The sequence below is a fragment of the Flavobacterium sp. IMCC34518 genome (genome assembly GCF_027111095.2).
Classification (GTDB): domain Bacteria; phylum Bacteroidota; class Bacteroidia; order Flavobacteriales; family Flavobacteriaceae; genus Flavobacterium; species Flavobacterium praedii.
In genome coordinates, this window is record NZ_CP114284.2 from 3,413,161 (window position 1) to 3,432,745 (window position 19,585).

Annotated in this window: 17 protein-coding genes; 4 read left to right on the forward strand and 13 right to left on the reverse strand. The window is 33.9% G+C overall.

What is annotated here, in order from left to right; genetic code table 11:
• Positions 1-20: 20 nt before the first annotated feature.
• The 6 genes from OZP06_RS14700 to OZP06_RS14725 all read right to left on the reverse strand — a co-directional run bounded on the left by OZP06_RS14700 (position 21) and on the right by OZP06_RS14725 (position 8,678).
• Positions 21-1,337 carry an ammonium transporter gene (locus OZP06_RS14700; RefSeq protein ID WP_281240021.1) on the reverse strand — a complete coding sequence of 439 codons (1,317 nt, stop codon included), beginning with the start codon at positions 1,335-1,337 and terminating at the stop codon, positions 21-23.
• Between the two features lie 360 nt (positions 1,338-1,697).
• Positions 1,698-2,768 carry an aminotransferase class I/II-fold pyridoxal phosphate-dependent enzyme gene (locus OZP06_RS14705; RefSeq protein WP_281323911.1) on the reverse strand — a complete coding sequence of 357 codons (1,071 nt, stop codon included), beginning with the start codon at positions 2,766-2,768 and terminating at the stop codon, positions 1,698-1,700.
• Positions 2,769-2,773: 5 nt separating this feature from the next.
• Positions 2,774-3,784 (reverse strand): dipeptide epimerase, encoded by a 1,011-nt coding sequence (locus tag OZP06_RS14710; RefSeq protein WP_269222529.1) that lies wholly within the window; start codon positions 3,782-3,784, stop codon positions 2,774-2,776.
• A gap of 189 nt (positions 3,785-3,973) precedes the next feature.
• Positions 3,974-4,351: a PH domain-containing protein gene (locus OZP06_RS14715; protein ID WP_269222530.1), complete on the reverse strand. Its 378-nt coding sequence runs from the start codon at positions 4,349-4,351 to the stop codon at positions 3,974-3,976.
• Positions 4,352-4,360: 9 nt separating this feature from the next.
• The gene (locus tag OZP06_RS14720; protein WP_269222531.1) at positions 4,361-5,668 is read right to left on the reverse strand and encodes an amidohydrolase family protein; all 1,308 of its coding nucleotides are present in this window, start codon (positions 5,666-5,668) and stop codon (positions 4,361-4,363) included.
• Positions 5,669-5,681: 13 nt separating this feature from the next.
• The gene (locus tag OZP06_RS14725; RefSeq protein ID WP_281323912.1) at positions 5,682-8,678 is read right to left on the reverse strand and encodes an amidohydrolase family protein; all 2,997 of its coding nucleotides are present in this window, start codon (positions 8,676-8,678) and stop codon (positions 5,682-5,684) included.
• 445 nt (positions 8,679-9,123) lie between these two features.
• On the opposite strand from OZP06_RS14725, the gene OZP06_RS14730 reads away from it, so the two are divergent.
• The 4 genes from OZP06_RS14730 (at position 9,124) to OZP06_RS14745 (ending at position 13,790) form a co-directional block, all read left to right on the forward strand.
• Positions 9,124-10,131 (forward strand): IS110 family transposase, encoded by a 1,008-nt coding sequence (locus OZP06_RS14730; protein WP_269221582.1) that lies wholly within the window; start codon positions 9,124-9,126, stop codon positions 10,129-10,131.
• Positions 10,132-10,414: 283 nt separating this feature from the next.
• Positions 10,415-11,950 (forward strand): YifB family Mg chelatase-like AAA ATPase, encoded by a 1,536-nt coding sequence (locus OZP06_RS14735; RefSeq protein WP_281323913.1) that lies wholly within the window; start codon positions 10,415-10,417, stop codon positions 11,948-11,950.
• A gap of 112 nt (positions 11,951-12,062) precedes the next feature.
• On the forward strand, positions 12,063-12,671 hold the full coding sequence (locus OZP06_RS14740) for a transposase (RefSeq protein ID WP_269222532.1): 609 nt from the start codon (positions 12,063-12,065) through the stop codon (positions 12,669-12,671).
• Between the two features lie 402 nt (positions 12,672-13,073).
• The gene (locus tag OZP06_RS14745; protein ID WP_269222533.1) at positions 13,074-13,790 is read left to right on the forward strand and encodes a pseudouridine synthase; all 717 of its coding nucleotides are present in this window, start codon (positions 13,074-13,076) and stop codon (positions 13,788-13,790) included.
• A 295-nt stretch (positions 13,791-14,085) separates the two neighbouring features.
• Here OZP06_RS14745 and OZP06_RS14750 read toward each other — a convergent pair whose 3' ends face one another.
• From OZP06_RS14750 to OZP06_RS14780, 7 genes are all read right to left on the reverse strand, one after another.
• Positions 14,086-14,673, reverse strand: a complete 588-nt coding sequence (locus OZP06_RS14750) for a hypothetical protein (protein WP_269222534.1) — start codon at positions 14,671-14,673, stop codon at positions 14,086-14,088.
• Positions 14,674-14,763: 90 nt separating this feature from the next.
• Complete coding sequence (locus tag OZP06_RS14755; RefSeq protein ID WP_269222535.1) at positions 14,764-15,330, reverse strand: hypothetical protein; 567 nt, start codon at positions 15,328-15,330, stop codon at positions 14,764-14,766.
• A gap of 492 nt (positions 15,331-15,822) precedes the next feature.
• The gene (locus OZP06_RS14760) at positions 15,823-16,170 is read right to left on the reverse strand and encodes a type II toxin-antitoxin system PemK/MazF family toxin (protein ID WP_269222536.1); all 348 of its coding nucleotides are present in this window, start codon (positions 16,168-16,170) and stop codon (positions 15,823-15,825) included.
• Complete coding sequence (locus OZP06_RS14765; protein WP_269222537.1) at positions 16,160-16,390, reverse strand: hypothetical protein; 231 nt, start codon at positions 16,388-16,390, stop codon at positions 16,160-16,162. The genes OZP06_RS14760 and OZP06_RS14765 overlap by 11 nt, the downstream gene beginning before the upstream one ends.
• Positions 16,391-16,610: 220 nt before the next feature.
• Positions 16,611-16,916, reverse strand: coding sequence for a helix-turn-helix transcriptional regulator (locus tag OZP06_RS14770; RefSeq protein WP_281323914.1), 306 nt, complete (start codon positions 16,914-16,916; stop codon positions 16,611-16,613).
• On the reverse strand, positions 16,900-17,238 hold the full coding sequence (locus OZP06_RS14775; RefSeq protein WP_281323915.1) for a type II toxin-antitoxin system RelE/ParE family toxin: 339 nt from the start codon (positions 17,236-17,238) through the stop codon (positions 16,900-16,902). Before OZP06_RS14775 ends, OZP06_RS14770 begins: the two co-directional genes overlap by 17 nt.
• Positions 17,239-18,180: 942 nt before the next feature.
• Positions 18,181-19,470: a DEAD/DEAH box helicase gene (locus OZP06_RS14780; protein ID WP_269222539.1), complete on the reverse strand. Its 1,290-nt coding sequence runs from the start codon at positions 19,468-19,470 to the stop codon at positions 18,181-18,183.
• Between the last annotated feature and the right edge of the window lie 115 nt (positions 19,471-19,585).

The following is a 19,585-nucleotide window of genomic DNA, read 5'->3' on the forward strand; positions in this document are numbered from 1 at the left end:
ATTATTAAAATTTAATAGTATTATAGGTATTCGCCATGTTGACTGATATCGAGTCCTAATTCTTCTCTTTCTTCAGAAACTCTTAAAGGAGTTATTTTATTAACAATAAAGAAAAGGAAGTAAGACATTGTAAATGCAAATATTGAAACCCCTACTAATGCAATCATTTGGTTGGTGAATAACTTTGTTTCTCCAAAAGCTAAACCTTGATCTACTACTGCTGGATTTATATTTTTTGAAGCAAAGACGCCTGTTAATACCATTCCTACCATTCCTCCAACGCCATGACAGGCAAAAACATCTAAAGCATCGTCGATTTTTCCTTTTGGGAATTTACTTACCATGATATTACTGATTAAACTTCCTAATACGCCTATTGTTATTGCATGTGGCATGCTAACATATCCTGCAGCTGGAGTAATAGTTACTAAACCTACTACAGCACCTATACAAGCTCCCATTGCTGAAAGTTTGTGGCCCATTATTTTATCAATAAATACCCATGCCATTGAGGCGGCTGCGGCTGCTACTGTTGTTGTGCCTAATGCTTGAGCAGCAAGACCATTAGCTCCCATAGCTGAACCTGCATTAAAACCAAACCATCCAAACCAAAGTAATCCTGTGCCTAATAGCACATAAGTGATACGCGCTGGATTTGCTTTGGGAACTTTACGTTTTCCAAGAAACATTGCGCCTGCTAATGCTGCCCATCCTGCACTCATATGTACTACCGTTCCACCGGCAAAATCAAGTACACCAAGGTTGAATAATATTCCGTCTGGATGCCAAGTCATATGTGCAAGTGGAGCATATACAAATAATATGAATAAAACCATAAATAGCATGTAAGCCCAAAAACGAATGCGTTCTGCAAAAGCACCTGTTACTATTGCGGGCGTAATTATTGCAAATTTAACTTGAAATAAGGCAAATAATAAAAATGGAATTGTAGGGGCAAGTTTCCAGGAAGTTCCAATTCCTACCCCTTGAAATAGTATGTAAGGTAATGGGTTACCGATTATGCCTCCTATTGATGGGCCAAAGGATAATCCAAATGCAATAAGAACCCATAATACGGTTACAATAACCATTGCCATAAAACTTTGGAGCATTGTACTAATAACATTTTTTTTTCCAACCATTCCGCCGTAAAAGAAACCTAGTCCTGGTGTCATTAATAATACTAGAGCAGAGGCTACAAGCATCCATGCAATATCGCCTGTGTTGAATTTAGCAACTTCGGATGGGTTTATTGTGTTGTTGGTCAGGAAAAAATTAGAGAAATAGGTTAATACCAAAATTGTGACTAGAATCACAGTTAAAACTATTTTTCGCATTGTTTTAAAAATTAATTTTTTTTGCAAAAATAAAAAATCATTCATAAGCGGTAGTTAAAATGGGTGTTGGTTTTTAATTTTTATGATATTTTCATTTAGACCCCCTTAAATTAGGGGTCATTTGTTTAAATTCGTATTTAAATCGAAAAATGTATAATTTTATGTAATTATACAAGCTTATTTGTGTCAGATTTTCTTTTTAAATCAGTGTAATTGTTTCAAAATATATTGATATGTTATAAATCAAATAAGAATGTTGTTTAATGTTAAAAATGCATTTTAAGTTTAATGTGTTTGAAGTGCATAATTCTTTGCAGTTATACTTTTAAGTATACACTTTGAAAAATGCTGATTCATAAATTACAACACAAATCGGATATCGCCTTCAAAATCTGAAGCTAATTTTGTTGCAATATTCAATTGCTGAATCATTTTATCTAAGTCTTCTTTTGTATGATGGGCGGAGATAACAATTCGGCTTAATTTTCCCGAGGAAGTGGGATAGGGGAAACAGGTTGGTATTATATTATTTTCTAATACTAATTGTAAAACTTCTTCATTGTCAAAATAGATTACTGGATATTCTTTTGAAAAAGTAAAAGCTGGATTTGGTATTAAATTTTCAGCAACATGCTTTATATTTTGCTTTAAAAGTTGTCTTTGCAATTGGTAGATTTCTTGTGCGTTTACAAAAGTTTCTAGAAATGCTGGATTCATTCCTGAAGCGCCAATACAATTTTGTAGTTTTTTTATTCCATTTATAAAATCCAAATCACCTGAGATATATCCGCCTGATAACCCTAAGGCTTTACCAAAGGATGCAATGGCTATTTTTTGGATAATGTTTGGTAACTCGTATTGCTTCAAAATACCTTGGCCCTCATTACCCATTATTCCAATACTATGAGATTCGTCTAGTAGTAACGTTATTTTTTTTTCATTTGGAATTTTATTTATAATACTTAAATCAATAGGAGTGGCCTCTAATGAAGGAATCGCATCGGCAACTATTCCTATTTTTAAAACAGTATTGTCAAAAAGAAATGGATTTAATTTTCCATTTAGAAGTAACGGCAAAGAAGAAGGATGTATTAAAGCAGGATGAGTACTGGGGAAGTGAAAAATTAAATCAGTGGTGTGTTGTAATTGTTCTAATGCCAGTTTTCCAGCCAACATCCCAGATGAAACGGTAACAGTAGCTTCCGTACGCATCAATTTGCACAGTAGATCTTCGGCGGTTTTATAAATTTCTAATTGAATATTTGCTGATCTCGAACTTCCATAACTTGTTCCCCATTTTTTCAAACTTTTCCAAAGTATTGATTGGAATTCTGGTAGGGTAGTAACTCCTAAATAATTGGTACCACCAAAATATAGATATTCTTTTCCATCCTTATAAAACACTCTATTTGGAATCTCGTTTACATCCATGTTATTTAATTTAGTGTAACTCCAATTCCATTAGAATCTGCATAATGTATAATTCCATCAGTAATTGTTACTCCGGAGGCAATATCTTCTGATAATAACAAAGCGCCATCCATATCTACAAAATCCAATTGTGGCAATAAATGGGCAATAGCCGAAATTCCAACCGAGGATTCTGTCATACATCCCACCATAGTTTTCATACCCAAGAGTTTGGCTTCGGCTATCATTCTTCTGGCTGGTGTAAGTCCTCCACATTTTACCAATTTTATGTTTACACCGTGAAAATGATGATGACATTTGGCAACGTCTTCCTCTATGATACAACTCTCGTCGGCAATAATTGGCAAGACAGAATGTTTAAAAACTTCTTTGTGGGCCGCCCATTGATCTGCTTTTATGGGTTGTTCGAGGAATTCGACTCCTAGCTTTTTTAATGCAACAGCATTGTTAATCGTTTCTGTAACTGTCCAACCGCAATTGGCATCAATTCGAAACCGAGCATCAGTATGTTTGCGTAATTCTGTTACAATAGCAATATCGTCTTTTGTACCTAATTTAATTTTATAAATAGGCCATGGCATCTCTTTGAGTTTCATGACCATTTTGTCTATTTTGTCAATCCCAATAGTGTAATCGGTTTTTGGGTTGTGCGATGGAGAATTTCCCCAAAGTTCGTATAGTTTCTTGCCCTTTTTCTTGGCATACAAATCGTTGTAAGCCATATCTAAAGCACATAAAGCAAACATGTCATTTTTTAATAATGCCGAAGCGCTATTCCAAAATTCCTCGGGTGTCTCATCATTATGAGATTCAATAAACGGAATGATCGCTTCTAAATTGGCTCTCATAGAATCCACCGTAATGTTATAGTAAGGATTCGAAGTAGCCTCACCAAAACCAGAATATCCGTCGCTTTGTAACTCAACAATCAAAGTGGGCTGAATATCATGTGATTCTCTAGAAATTGTAAAGGTGTGTTTTAATTTTAGCTTAAAAGTTCGAATAATGATTTTCATAAGAGTGGGTTTTAAGATTTTTTTAATAGAAAATAGAGAAAAGAATATAGAATAAAGAGAAGAATAAATATTCAATAGTTAGAGTACTAAAATTAAATTCTGTATTCTAAAATCAACGTCTTACAATCTGTTTTCTTTTCTCTATCTTCTTTTCTCTAATAATTAAAATCAGTAATTGAAAAGCTACGATTATTTCAAAATATGCTGGCTCAGGATTTGATACACTTCGTTGATGTTATTTCCGCCTTTGCCAAATTGTTTAGAAATTGGAGCATCTTCACCAGTTAACCAAATCTTCAATTCGGCATCCATGTCAAGTATTCCAGCACTTTCTTTTGAGAATTTTTTAATGGATGAATACGGAATCGAAAGGTAATCAACTTTGCTGCCTACCAATTGTTTTTCGACCAAAATCAATCTTTTATTGGTAAAAACAAACATGTCTTTTATTACTTTATACCCTTTCTCAATAGTTTCTCCTTCAATTAATAGGGGTTCAAATTCTTTCGAAAGATTCTCGTTATTAACTTCTGAAGCATTTCCTAAAATTGCATTAAATAGTCCCATAATTTGGTTTTATTTTTGATTGTATTTCTCTTTAAACTTAGTATTCAGTTGACTTTGATGCGTCTCCAAGCTGATTGCTCTTCCTTGTATAAAAGCCTGAGTCAATTTATTTGTTCTCATATCCAATGCATCCCCTTCGGAGATAAACAAAGTGGCATCTTTACCTATTTCCAAAGTTCCGCATAAATTATCAATTCCTAAAATTTTTGCGGTATTATAAGTTATCAATTGTAATGCTATTTCTTTGTCCAAACCATAAGCAGCGCAAGTTCCTGCCAAAAAAGGTAAATTACGGGTATTCATTCTTTCATGACTTCCACTGTTTTCCAAACCAACTAGGATTCCTTTATCCGTCAATAGTTTTGCCATTTTAAAAGGTAAATCCACATCTTGATCGTCACTTAAAGGCATATCGTGAACACGTCTTAGGAGTACTCCAATGTTATTTTTTTGAAGTAAATCGGTAGTTTTATAGGCGTCATATCCACCTACAATAACTATTTTTGATATCCCATTTGATAGGGCTACTTGAATCCCGTCTCTAATTTGCTTTTCTTCATCGGCATGTATAAATAAGGTTTGAGTTCCGTCAAACAATCCTTTTGTGGCTTCTAAAATGAGGTTTCTTTCTTTTGCTGTATCTAAATTATAGGCTTTAGCATTCGATAAAAAAGAATTAATTTCCTCGATTTGAGTTTTATAATCTTTGTTTGGTTCCTTTGTTCCAGGTTCAAACCAACTTCCACTTCTTTTGAAACTAGAAGGAAAATCCAAATGGATACCATCATTTTCTTTTAAAAGTGCATCTTTCCAGCTCCATGCATCTAACTGAACAATTGATGAAGTTCCAGAAATACGACCACCTCGAGGAGTAATTTGAGCAATCAAAACTCCATTCGGACGAACTGTTTCAATTACTTTAGATTCAGAATTGTATGCAATAATACTACGTACATGAGGATTGAATAAGCCAATTTCGTCTTCATCATCCGATGATTTTACGGCATCTATTTCTACCAATCCTAGAGTGGAATTTGGTGCAATAAAACCGGGATAAACATGCTTTCCACTAGCGTCAATTGTGATGTCGTAAGTGCCACTTGCCAAACGAATCGTGGTAGCATCTGCAACAAGTATTAGTTTACCATCTTTAAATCCGATAGCGCTATTTTCTATAATTTTTCCATTGCCTAAATGGGCCGTTGCATTGCGTATTAAAATTGATTTGCTTTGTTTTGGAGCCGTAATTTGTTGTGCTTTTGTCGTTATCGATAAAAGTAAAACCAAAAGAACGATTGCTATATTTTTGTGTTTCATTTTCTGTTTATTTTTATTGTTCTAAAGTATCACATTCATATTCCTTTTTTTCTTTCTTTTTAGGCTCTTGTGTGATCATTCCTTTGTTTTTCTCCAACAATAATTGAGCAATTATTTCATTTCGTTCATTTGCAATTGCAATTCTTTGTGCTTCATCTCTTTGCAAATCATAATAAACTACACCTTCAATAATTGTTTTTTCTGCTTTGGCATATATAGACAACGGATTGTTATTCCACAACACAATATCGGCATCTTTGCCTACTTTTATGCTTCCAATTTTATCATCCAAATGCAATAATTTGGCTGGATTCAAAGTGACAAATTTCCAAGCTTCTTCTTCAGAAATGTTTCCGTATTTTACGGCCTTTCCGGCTTCTTGATTCAAACGTCTTGACATTTCAGCATCATCAGAGTTATAGGCAACCACTAAACCTTGATTGTGTAATATTGGTCCATTATAAGGAATGGCATCATTAACTTCAAATTTATAAGCCCACCAATCCGAAAATGTCGAAGCGCCTACACCATGTTCTTTCATTTTATCAGCTACTTTGTAACCTTCCAATATGTGAGTGAAAGTGTTTATTCTAAAATTGAATTTCTCAGCTACTTCCATCATCATTAGTATTTCTGATTGCACATAAGAATGACAAGTGATGAATCGCTCTTTGTTTAAAATTTCTACCAAAGTTTGCAATTCTAAGTCCACTCTTGGAGCTTTGGTTTTGTCTTTTTTAGCATTCGAATTGTAGTTTTTCCAAGTAGCTTCATATTCCTTAGCTCTTTGGAAATAGTCGGTAAATACTTGTTCTACACCCATTCTGGTTTGAGGAAAACGGGTTGGGTTGTCTGTACCCCAATTGGCTTGTTTTACATTTTCACCCAAAGCAAATTTGATAAATTTTGGTTGATCCTTGTATAGCATTTCATCAGCTGTAAGTCCCCATTTCCATTTTACTATTGCCGAACGACCTCCGATCGGATTTGCAGAACCATGTAATAATTGTGATGTAGTAACTCCTCCTGCTAAATCTCTATAAATGTCGATGTCTTCAGAATCAACAACATCCATAATGGTAACTTCTGCCGAACTGTTTTGTCCCGATTCATTCACACCACCAGAAATAGCAATATGCGAGTGTTCATCAATTATCCCCGATGTTAAGTGTTTGCCTTTGGCATCTACAACTGTAGCGGAACCATCCGATAGGTTTTTGCCTATTGATGCAATTTTACCATTTTTGACAAGCACATCTGTTTCTTCAAGTATGCCTTCTTTTTCGTTGGTCCAAACCGTAGCATTTTTAAACAATAATGTCTGTTGGGTTAATTTTTTTTGATTTCCAAAAGCGATGTTTGGATAAGAAATCGGAATGATTCGATTTAGTTTTTCGGCTTTTGTAGAATCTTTTTTGATTTCAAATGAGGCAGTTTTTGTAGCAGTCCATTTGGATTCATTTCCATTAGCCAATATGGCTTTTCCAGAAAGTACATTCGTGTTTTCTACAAAACCATTTAGTCGAATGAAATTAGGATTAATAGTGTCTTTTGATTTCACCAAAGCGGTAATCCAGTTGTTTTCTAGAGTAAGACTCGACTTTACTTTTTGGTCCTCTTTTGTTGTGATTTCTGATTTTGGAGCCGATATTTCGCCTTCTATTTTCAATTTGTAAGTGTCATCTGCAATTACTAAATCATAACTCCCTCGAATGTCATTTGGTACAATTTCGTTAACTACAAATTTTGTTCCCTGAACCCAATTTTCGTGAACAATAGTTTTTTCGTCAAACAATTCTCCCGAAGTGATAATGAAATTGGCTTGACTTCCATTTTTTAAACTTCCAATTTCATCACTTTTCCCCAGTAATGAAGCTGGAATAGTTGTTAATGATTCTAATGCTTTTGTTTTGTCAAAACCAAATTTAATTGCTTTTAATAAGTTAGGTCTAAAATCTTCTGTCTTTTTTAATTTATCAGTGGTCAAAGCAAAAATTATACCGTTGTCTGATAAAACTTTTAGGTTGCTTGGCGCTTGATTCCAATATCTTAAATCTTTCAAATCCATTTGATTGGCTAAGTACGGATTGGAAACATCATACGCTTCTGGGTAATTTATAGGAATAATGAATTTTGAATCGGTTTTCTTGATTTCATCAATTCTTTCAAACTCATTACCAGCTCCTTTTATGATGTAGTTGATACCAAATTCTTTTCCGATTTTGGATGCACGAAGGCTGTTAAGTTTGTCTCCTGCATCAAAAATCTGAATGAGTTTTTGATTCTCAATCAAAGCTTCCAGAGACAAATCTTTGGTAGTTGAATTTCCATTTTTGTACCAATTCATATCCAAATACATCTGACGAAGTAGCGCCATACTTCCCATTAAAGAAGTTGGATACGCTTGGTTTGTCAAAGCACTTTTTGAAAAAGACAGTTGATTGCTTATCTTATTTGAAACCACACGATTTGTACTTACGTTGTTGTTTAAAGCGAGTAAAGTTCCAGAACCTTGAGCAATTCCATCAGGAAAATGGGTGAGAACCATACCAAATCCGGCCTTTAATAAATCCTCTGCCTTTGCGGTATCATATTTGTATGATTCGTACGCATTAACTTCAGCTCTAATGCTTTCATTCCAATAAAAACCCACTCTTTTGGTGTTGTATAATGGTCCATCATCCGAATAGTTGTTTCTTTTTGGTTTCTCGATACCAAAATTTGTAAAAATGTCAATAAACGAAGGATAGATACTTTTTCCTTTTAAATCAATTACAGTACAGTTTTTTGGAATAGATATTGAGTTTCCAGTGCCAACTACCTTTCCATTCTGAATTAATAAAGTTCCTTTTTCAATAATTTGAGTTGGAGAAACGTAAATTTTGGCATTGGTAAAAGCGGTGTAATTGTTGTTTTTATTCTGAACACTTTCACTGTTAGGAAAGTAATCTTGAGCATGTATTTGGGGTAAAAACACAGACAGAAATAATACTAATAGGGTTCTTCTCATTTTGGTTTTGTTTAGTTGGGCTAAATTATGATAATTAACTCATAACTGTTATAATGTGTAGGTAAAAGTACCATTTTGTTACATTTAAATAATGATTTTGCAAATAAACCTGATTTTTTAATAACAAATTTAGATTGCTAAAAAAGTAATTTGGGCGTAACCCCATAAGCGCAAAAGGCCTCATTTGTATTGTGCTCATTCGGCCTTTTGCCCTTATGCGGTCGGGCTCTCCGCCTTTACTTTGTATTTAATATAACACTAAATTTATTCAAAGGAAAACAGAGGTGAACTATGCTATCCGCCAAGCTTGTGACTTATGTAGCGCATTAGTCCTCTGTCTTCTCCTTGAATCCCGTTGAATTGCTTCAAATAGAATGATAGACATCAAGGTCTAATAAAGGCTCTAAAGAAGTTCAACATTTTTGTTTATCCTAAATTCAAAGTTATGAAAAACTATTTATTTTATGTAGGCGTTGACATTTCAAAATCAAAATTGGATGTGGTTCTTTTAAAAAAAGAAGAACCTAATGTAACTAATCATTTCATTGTCGAAAACAATTTAAAAGGCGTTAAGGAAATTTTTAAAAACTTAATAAAACAGAAGATAGATTTAAGTGCTGTTTTATTTTGCTGTGAAAACACTGGGGTTTATACTTTCCCTTTAAGCAGCTGTCTATCTGAAAACAATCTTGATTTCTGGGTTGTGCCGGCCATTGAAATCAAACGATCTAAAGGGATCTCGAGAGGTAAAAATGACAAAGCAGATGCCAAAGACATTGCTTTGTACAGTATTCGAAATATTGACAAACTAAAACTGTCTACTTTACCAGAAACAGTAATTCAACAATTAAAATTGCTTTTCACTGAAAGAGAAAAAGTAATGAAATCATTTAAAATTTTTGAAGGGACAAAAGAGAATGCTGATTTTACACCAAAACAAGTTTATCAATCAATTAAAGGAATAAATAATAAAACAGTGAAGTTTTTAAAAGCAACATTAAAATCTATTGAGAAGGAAATGAAAGCAATAATATGTAATCATTTTGAATTGAAAAAACAATTTGAGTTGATTAAAAGTGTTCCTGGCATTGGAGATAAAACGGCTATCTATATGCTAATTGTTACAAGAGGCTTTACAGCATTTGATAATGCCAGAAAATTGGCTTGTTACGCTGGAACCGCACCTTTTGAACATACATCGGGTTCGAGTATAAAAGGACGAACCAAAGTCAATCATATGGCAGATAAAAAAATGAAATCAATATTACAAATGTGTGCTTTAACAGCGGTAAAACACGATCCGCAACTCAAAGAATATTATGAAAGAAAAAAAGGAGAAGGCAAAAATGCTATGTTAGTCTTAAACAATGTAAAATGCAAAATAATAGGACGTGTTTTCTCTGTAATTAACAGACAAACACCATATATAAATACATATAAATTTGCCTGTTAATATTTTAAAATTATTTGTTTTTTATCATAGAATGCGTTACAAGGTAACTTGCTCCTATCCCTTACGCAAGTACACAAGAACTTTAGGGAGACTTTTATCCTATTTATGGTTTTTAGGAATTTTTAATAAAACGCAAAGCCCATGAGACTTCGGAGCGGGGTAAAAACTCAAATTGGATTAGAATTCGATTGATTTCTTACTTTTTTTTAATCAAGTAAGAAAATTGTTGGTATTTTTTGGTTTAAAGTAAAATAGTATTTACATTTAAACCAAACTATTTTATATGCTAATCAAAGTTTACGGAAGTGCAGTTTTTGGAGTGGAAGCAACAACTATTACTGTTGAAGTCAATATTGATAAAGGTGTAGGCTACCACTTGGTGGGTTTGCCGGATAATGCTATAAAAGAAAGCAGTTACCGCATTGCCGCTGCCTTAAAAAATAATGGTTACAATCTTCCGGTAAAAAAAATAACCATCAACATGGCTCCTGCCGATTTACGAAAGGAAGGTTCTGCTTATGATTTGACACTTGCCATAGGAATTCTTGCCGCATCGGGACAGATCAAATCCGATGAAGTCGATAAATACATCATCATGGGTGAACTTTCGCTCGATGGAAGTTTACAGCCTATAAAAGGAGTACTTCCAATTGCCATTAAAGCCAAAGAAGAAGGTTTTAAAGGTTTTTTTCTGCCCAAACAGAACGTAAAAGAAGCTGCTATTGTCGCTGGTCTTGACGTTTATGGAGTGGAAAATGTATTGGAAGTCATTAATTTTTTTGAAGGAAAAGGAACAATTGAACCTACGGTTATTAATACACGGGATGAATTCTACAAAACCTTGGATTTTCCAGAATTTGACTTTTCTGAGGTTCGCGGACAAGAATCCATAAAACGTTGCATGGAAATAGCGGCCGCTGGTGGACATAATATCATATTAATTGGTCCGCCAGGTTCAGGAAAGACAATGATTGCCAAAAGATTGCCAAGTATTTTGCCTCCAATGACTTTGAAAGAAGCTTTGGAAACAACCAAAATCCACAGCGTTGCCGGAAAAGTAAAGGATGTGGGATTAATGAATCAGCGTCCGTTTCGCAGTCCGCATCACACCGCATCGAGTGTGGCGCTTGTAGGCGGGGGAAGCTATCCCCAACCTGGCGAAATTTCGTTGGCGCACAATGGAGTTTTGTTTTTGGATGAATTGCCCGAATTCAAGCGAGAAGTGCTGGAAGTAATGCGACAACCATTGGAAGATAGAGAAGTAACCATTTCGAGGGCGAAATTTACTATAACATATCCCTCTTCATTTATGTTGGTAGCGAGTATGAACCCGAGCCCAAGCGGATTTTTTAATGATCCAGATTCTCCTAACACTTCATCTCCTCATGAAATGACCCGCTATTTGAGTAAGATTTCTGGACCTTTGTTGGACAGAATTGATATTCATATTGAAGTTACACCAGTACCTTTTGACAAATTAACCGAGAAAAGAAATGGGGAAAGTAGTGTAGAAATTAGAAAACGAGTTACAGCCGCCCGTGAGATTCAGTCTAAGAGATTCGAAGAAATGGAGCACATTCATTACAATGCACAAATGAATTCGAAACAAATACGAGTGCATTGCGAATTGGATGACGCTTCGTTACAACTGTTGAAAACTGCCATGGAAAGATTGAACCTTTCGGCCCGTGCTTTTGATAGAATCCTGAAAGTTGCTAGAACTATAGCCGATTTGGAGGGAGTAGAAGTGGTTGGTTCTGGGCATATTGCCGAAGCCATTCAATATCGAAGTTTGGATCGTGATGGTTGGTTGGGTTAGTTTTTAGTATTCAGTGTTCATTTTTATAGTAATGCTCCACAATCCCGAAAGCTTTCGGGACCGACTTTGAGGTAGTGATTTTCAGTCTCTGACTGACCTTAAAAAAAACAATATGAAAGATGATAAACAAGGATTCATAATTCGAGATCAATCCAAAGCCCATTTTATAACAGCAACGGTTGTGGATTGGGTTGATGTTTTTTCTAGAAAAACCTATAAAGATTGTATCATCGAAAGTCTTGATTTTTGTATAAAAAATAAAGGAATGATTTTGTATGGATTTGTAATTATGTCCAATCACATTCATTTAATCATTCAGTCAGAAAACAGTACGTTATCCGATTTGATAAGGGATTTTAAGAAGTTTACGGCAAAGACCATTTTGAATAAAATAGAAACTGAGCCAGAAAGCAGGGCTGATTGGATGCTGAAACGTTTTGAATTTGCTTGTAAAAGTCATAGTCGAAATGAAAAACATCAGTTTTGGCAATATGGAAATCATCCAGAAGAAATTTTTTCAGAAAAGTTCTTTTGGTCGAAATTGGATTATATGCATTTGAATCCTGTTCGAGCAGGAATTGTTGCCAAAGCTTCTCATTATGTTTATTCCAGTGCTTCCAATTATGTGGAAGATAATGGAATTATAGCAATTACAAAAGTTGATAATCCAGTAATAGACGTTTTAAAATTACAATCGATTAGCACTATTTATAGTTGGTAACGAAGGTCGGAGACCTTTTATCACATCCGCAAAGTCGAAGACTATGCGGAGCGTAGGGGTAGAAGATTTTAGATTTCGGTTTGCAGATTTCAGATGCCTGATCGCGGATTTACTTCGTCCGTTCGTTATCGCTCGGGTGCAATCCGTGTCCATTCCAATTATCATGAGCAATTTTTTTAATCATTTCTTTTTTTATTTTCTTACTTTGTCGATGTGCTGTGTGTGCACGGATTGTAAATCCGCAATCGGGTTATTTCGGTAGTTAACCTCGTTCGTATTGAGATCTGTGCTATTGTTCCGGTGAGATATCCGCTCGATCGAGTCTGAAATGAAAAAAGAAAAGTAGAGAAATAAATACGTCATAAAAGAGATTTCAAAAGAAATCTCTTTTATTTTTGCCAGATGTTAGAAATTCTTTACCAAGACGAATATATTATTGCAATTAATAAACCAAGTGGATTGTTGGTTCACAAATCATTTTATGCACGCGATGCAAAAGTTTATGCTATTCAAGAACTGAGAAATCAAATAGGAGGGCAACACGTTTTTCCTATTCATCGGTTAGATCGCAAAACATCTGGTGTTTTGTTATTTGCATTAGACAAAGAGATTTTGAAAATTATGAATGATCGTTTTGCCACACGCGAAGTCGAAAAAAAATATTTAGCAATTTTACGTGGTTGGTCACCTGAAGAACTTACGATAGATTATGATTTAACCAATGATGATGACGTTACACAAAATGCAATAACATATTTTCATCGTTTGCAAAGTACCGAAATTGAGTTAGAATTTAACAATAAACCAACGTCCCGATATTGTTTGGTAGAAGCGATTCCTGAAACTGGACGTATGCATCAATTACGAAAACATTTCAAACATATTTTTCATCCCATTTTAGGAAGTCGTCCACATGGTTGTAACAAACAAAATAAATTATGGTTGGAGAATTATGACCTGAAAGGAATGATGCTACATGCACATCAGTTAATTTTTAATCATCCAATTACAAATAAGCAACTAATCTTGAATGCAAAGATTAATGAAGAGTTTAGCAGAGTAGGTACTATTCTTAATCTAGATTTGAAAAAGTATGAAATCGCCAGGACTGAAGCGTGATTGTGCGGCTTTACTTCGTCCGTTCGCTATCGCTCGGGTGCAATCCGTGCCCATTTCAATTATCAAGACCAATTTGTTTTAATCTTTCCTTTTCTCATTTTCTCACTTTGTCGATGTGCTGTTTGTGCACGGATTTCAAATCCGGGCTGTCGTTGTGATGACATATCCGCGAGATTGGGGTTAAAAAAAGCAAAAAAAAGGCTTTCCTTACTTTTCGGACAGCCTCTTTTTTTATATAAAATTAAAGTAATTATCAAAAATTAATTATTTATAGCAGCTATTAATTGCAGTTTTTTTATGTTATGCTAATAAGCACACTCCTATAAAAATTGAAAGTGTATGTCCCTAGTGTTAATTTAGCTATAATAGCATGGCTACTAATTATTTTGAACAAAGTATTGTTGTTTTCTTTTCGTAGTGTAATAAATTTCGCATTTGTATTCCTTATTTCTTTAATATCTAAGACTTCAATTCTTAAAGATTCTTGAAGCTTATTTAAGTCTAAATCAAATTCAATAAAATCTAAACTTGTATGATCTATATCCATGCTTAATGACTTCATTCTTTGTTGCTTAATCCATCTTTGCTTCTCTAAATTCCCGATAGTTCCTATTGATAAATTTGTCAAGTCCTGTAGTTTACAGTTCATATAACTTTCATAGCCATCACGATTTACTTCGACTTCTCCGTTATATTTAATGCGCCAAACCCTCCCTTCAATTGAAGTACCATCATTATTTTTAAGTAATACTCTACAACCACGTTCAATAATGTTTTCTGAGTTTTTATTTTCATTCTCAAACGGTGTGAGGGTTTCATTTATAATCTTAACTTGATCATATAAATTACTAAGTTCTTTTACTTTTAAAATAATTGGGTTCATGATTATCTGATTTATTCTTAACTTGTGATAGTAATATATTTTGAAATAAAAACATTGTAAACCAATATTTTACAAAAAAAAATATTGCTTTTATAATTGGCTTTTATACATTTCAGCATCTAGTTTTTTATCATAAACATGTAAATAACCTTTAATACTATTATATTTATCCTTTAGTGTGTGTTTAGTAAAATCAATCCTAATTAATTCTAAAATCACATTTTTACCTTCCCAAATAGCTGCATTTAAAACTTGGTCATTTCTATCTTTCCCTTGTGTCCAATTGGTACCATATGCAGTTTCTAGCACATCTAAAATTTTTTCATATTCATCATATCTAAATTCATTGTCTAAATTTCCAAAATCAACACCAATATGTACTAATTTATTTTTATAAAATTTCAGATTAATTGCTTCAATTTTTACAAAAGCTAATTTTTCTATATCATTCTCAATATATATGTAATGTTTTATATTAGGATTCCCATAATGATTATCTAATTTATCGTCTTTAATAATATTTTTTATTTGTTGGGGGCTAGTGCCAAATTTAAATTGTCTAAAACCATTTTTTAAATCTAAACTATTTACTGTTTGGCTAAAAGTAAATTGACAACAACTAATTAATAAATAAGCAAATAGAAATATTTTTTTCATATAATGTTATATTAAGTTTTTTAGTGTTATTGGCTATAATTACCGCTTATTTATATATAAACATAACACCATTCATTATTCTCTTATTTACAAAAATAGTCATAAAAACTCCTATTAATTGTAAAAATACATTTCTTAAACAAAATAAAAACCTCTTCGAAGTCTCCCGACTTCGAACTTTTTTTAAATTTTCTTTTAAAGCTATAAATCTAATAAAAGTCTCCCGACTTTTTTCGTTAATATCTTATAAATTCAAAACGTTTGCTAATAATTCAAAACGCTCTGCCTTAAAATAAAAACATAAAAAACCACGAAAGAACCGGACTGATACTTTGTGGTTTTTTGTAGCTTTTGAAATCCAAACAGTTCTAAAGATATTCATGCAAAAAGTCGGGAGACTTTTATCGTATTTATGGTTTTCAGGAACTTTTAATGAAACGCAAAGTCATGAGACTTCGCGGAGCGGTTGTAGCGTGTGTTGGGCGATCGTGCTTATTCTAGATCAATAATTATCGATATGTTTTCTTTTATTTTTTCTATTAATTCAGTCGGTAATTTTCCAACTTTTTTAATTAACCTCTTATTGTCAATTACTCGAATTTGATCAATCATTATGTCGCAATTCTCATGTAAATTCGCCATTCCTTTTTTAAGATGAACTCTTAAAATATCAGAATCATCCTGGACATTTGTAGTTATTGGACAAACAATTGTAGATGGATGTGATATTTTATTTAATAAGTTTGTCTGAACAATTAGTACTGGCCTAGATTTTCCTGCTTCAGTTCCTATTTGAGGATTTAAGTCGGCAATCCAAATTTCAAATTGATTAATCTGCATAGTCAATTTTTTCAAAGTCTTTTAAAATTTTCATTGACTCTTTTTTGACTAATTCAGATTCCGCTTTTAGTCTTTTTTCTAAAATTTGTCTTTTCTGAACTTTGTTATAATATTCGATTGCTTCGTTTATATACCTATTTCTAGGAATACTGATTCTTGAAAGAATTTTTTCAGTTTCTCCGAATATCGAATCATCTATTTTAAGTGATATTGTTTTCATATGTTTTAATTTGATATCACAAAGGTATATCTTTTTTTGATATAAATTTTATGGTTACGTTTTTCGCATGTCGCCCAACGTCCCGCTACTAAAGCGGGTTTGGGACTAAATTAAGCCCATTCTTCGGATTTACCCAATCATCCCAAATACAAAGCCAACTTCCCATTAAGCCCAATGCCCAAATCCGCTGTAGCTGTTATAGGTGGTTTCTTTTGATTCCTTAAAGTTTAATTGATAGTTCCAAATGTCCACCTAAACCAAGTTCAACAATTTTTTGCAGAGTTGAAAATCTAGCTTCTTTAATGTTGTTTTCAATCTTAGAGATATAGGATTTTGTAGTTCCAGCTTTTTCAGCAAGTTCTTCCTGTGTTAAACCTTTTTGAAGTCTAGCTTCTTGAATCATTGCGCCAATTTTAAAGTTTTTATATCCAGCATCAAGTTCGTCCCTTTCTACAGTTCCAATTTTTCCGTAATGTTTATCTTTAAATTGGTCTAGTGTTTTGATATTATTATTTTTCGTTTTCATAGTCTTGTTTGATTTTAAGTGCCTTTTCAATTTCTTTTTTTGGAGTCTTCTGCGTTTTCTTTTGAAATCCGTTTGTTAGAATTATTAATTGTCCTTGATCAAAAAAGCAAAAGATTCTAAAAATATCGCTTCCTTGTTGAATTCTAATTTCAAAAAGCCCGTCCGTATTTTCAATGTGTTTAAGATGCGTTTCAGGAATTCTATCCAATTCTTGAATTAGTTCTAACGTCCAGATAATTTTCGCCTTGACTTTTTCTCGTTGTTTTTCAAAGAATTCGTCAAAGTAATCTTTGTAAAAAATGATTGTTCGTTGCTTATCCATAATACAAATATACGTAAGTTGTACTAAAGTGAAACTTATTGAATGTGAAATTTTTGTTTTGGAGTCGAAATCACCTATAACTCATTTACAGGATAGATAAAATCACTCCAATCTAACCAAATTTCGGTAGCTTGACCTGTCAAATACCTCTTTATTGTTTTCTTTCAAATATAGATAATAATAATCACAAACTTACAAAACCTAAATTTTATTCATTTCAACCCTTTTTATGCTCCGCCCAGTAAAATAGGGCAACTGTAGAAAAAATAATGCCCTGATACGAGCTTCGGAATGCCTGATATGGTCTTCGGAATGCCTGTTACAGGCTTCGGAATACCTGTTGCAGGCTTCAGTTTGCCATTTGCAAGCTACGGATAAGTAATTTTCTGCTTCGGATGGGCTTTTACGGTCATCGGACCCCTTGATTGCTACTGCTGATTACTTTGCGTTATTGTAAAGTAGTATTATTTTGATGTACAATTGCAGTACCTGATCGCGCGGATTTACTTCGTCCGTTCGCTCGGGTGCAATCCGTGCCCATTTCAATTATCAATAGCAATTTGTTTTAATCATTCCTTTTCCCCTTTTCTCACTTTGTCGATGTGCTGTATGTGCATGGATTACTTTGTCAATTCACTTCGTTCGTGTGCATATCCACGTTATCGTTGCGATGATATATCTGTTGGATCGGGTTGAATGGTTGTGGTCGAATATTTTCGATTTCAGAAAATTTGAAAGAAGTAAAAAACGTATTTTCTAGCCCCGATAGAAACGAAAATCCTTGTGGGGGCTTGCATTTTGCCCCCATAAGATTACTTCACTTAGTATTTATTTTAATTGGTGTTCAGTGAACTTCGTTTGTAGTGGATAGCGGGAGGAATCTTCAAAAGAAACGAAAATTCTCTGCTCCTAATAAAAAATAAATCCAGTTTTTAAATGTAATTATTTAGTAGAGCGTCTGTCGTTATTTTGACTAGGACGTCTTGGGCCAAAACTATTATTTCCAGTTCTGCTAGAAGTAGTTGTGGTAGTTTTTTTAGGAGTCGAATTGCGTTGCTGTCTTCCTTGACCTTGTTTAATGGGTTCGGTAGATGCATTTGGGTCTGGTTCAAAACCTTTGATAGTTTCTCTAGGTAATTTCAGACCAACCAATTTTTCTATATCGCGTAAAAAAACAGTTTCGTCTGGACTAAATAATGAAATGGCTTCTCCACTTGCTCCAGCTCGACCGGTTCTACCAATACGGTGAACGTAATCTTCGGGAATATTAGGCAATTCAAAATTAATAACATGCGGTAATAATGGAATGTCCAAACCTCGAGCTGCAATGTCTGTAGCGACCAAAGCGGTTAGACTTCCGTTTTTGAAACCAGCTAGAGCTTTGGTTCGTGCGCCTTGTCCTTTATTACCGTGTATTGCTGCTGCTTTAATTCCAGCACTAATCATGCTTTCAGTCAGTTTGTTGGCACCTTGTTTGGTACGGGTAAATACCAATATTTGTTGCCATTTTCCTTCTGTAATTAGTTTAATGATCAGTTCTGTTTTTTTCTCTTTTGCAACAGGATATACTTTTTGAGTAATAGCTTCCACCGTTGTGTTTTCTGGAGTTGCTTCTACATGAACTGGATTGTGCAAAATGCCCATTGCCAATTTTTTGATGTCTTTGGAGAAGGTTGCCGAAAACATCAAGTTTTGTCTTTTGGTAGGCAAAACTTTTAGAATGCGTTCGATATCTCTCAAGAAACCCATATCTAGCATGCGATCCGCTTCATCTAAAACTAAGATTTCTACTTTTGAAAGAGTGATTAAACCTTGATTTTGTAAATCAATTAATCGACCAGGAGTTGCTACTAAAATATCAACACCTTGACGCAATTGACTCACTTGCGGGTTTTGATTTACACCACCAAAAATGACTGTGCTGCGTATGTCTAAAAATTCGCTGTATTCTTTTATATTCGCTAATATTTGAGCGGCTAATTCTCTTGTAGGTGTCAAAATTAAGGCACGAATTGGTCTGTGACTTAAATGTTTTCCTTGGGATAATAATTGTAATATGGGTAATGTAAAACCAGCTGTTTTTCCTGTTCCCGTTTGTGCAGATGCTAATACATCTTTGCCTTCTAAGACTGGTGGAATTGCTTTTTGTTGTATTGGAGAAGGAGTTGTATATCCTTTTTTGCTGACTGCTTTTAATAGAGCATCAGATAAGCCTAATGATTGAAATGACATAAATTGTGTTTATGAAGTAGACCCTATTTTTTAGTTTACTCCTTTTAAGTTGGCGCAAAGGTACTGCTAATTTATTCGATGTACCTTTGATTGGAGTACTTTGTTTATTTATAGA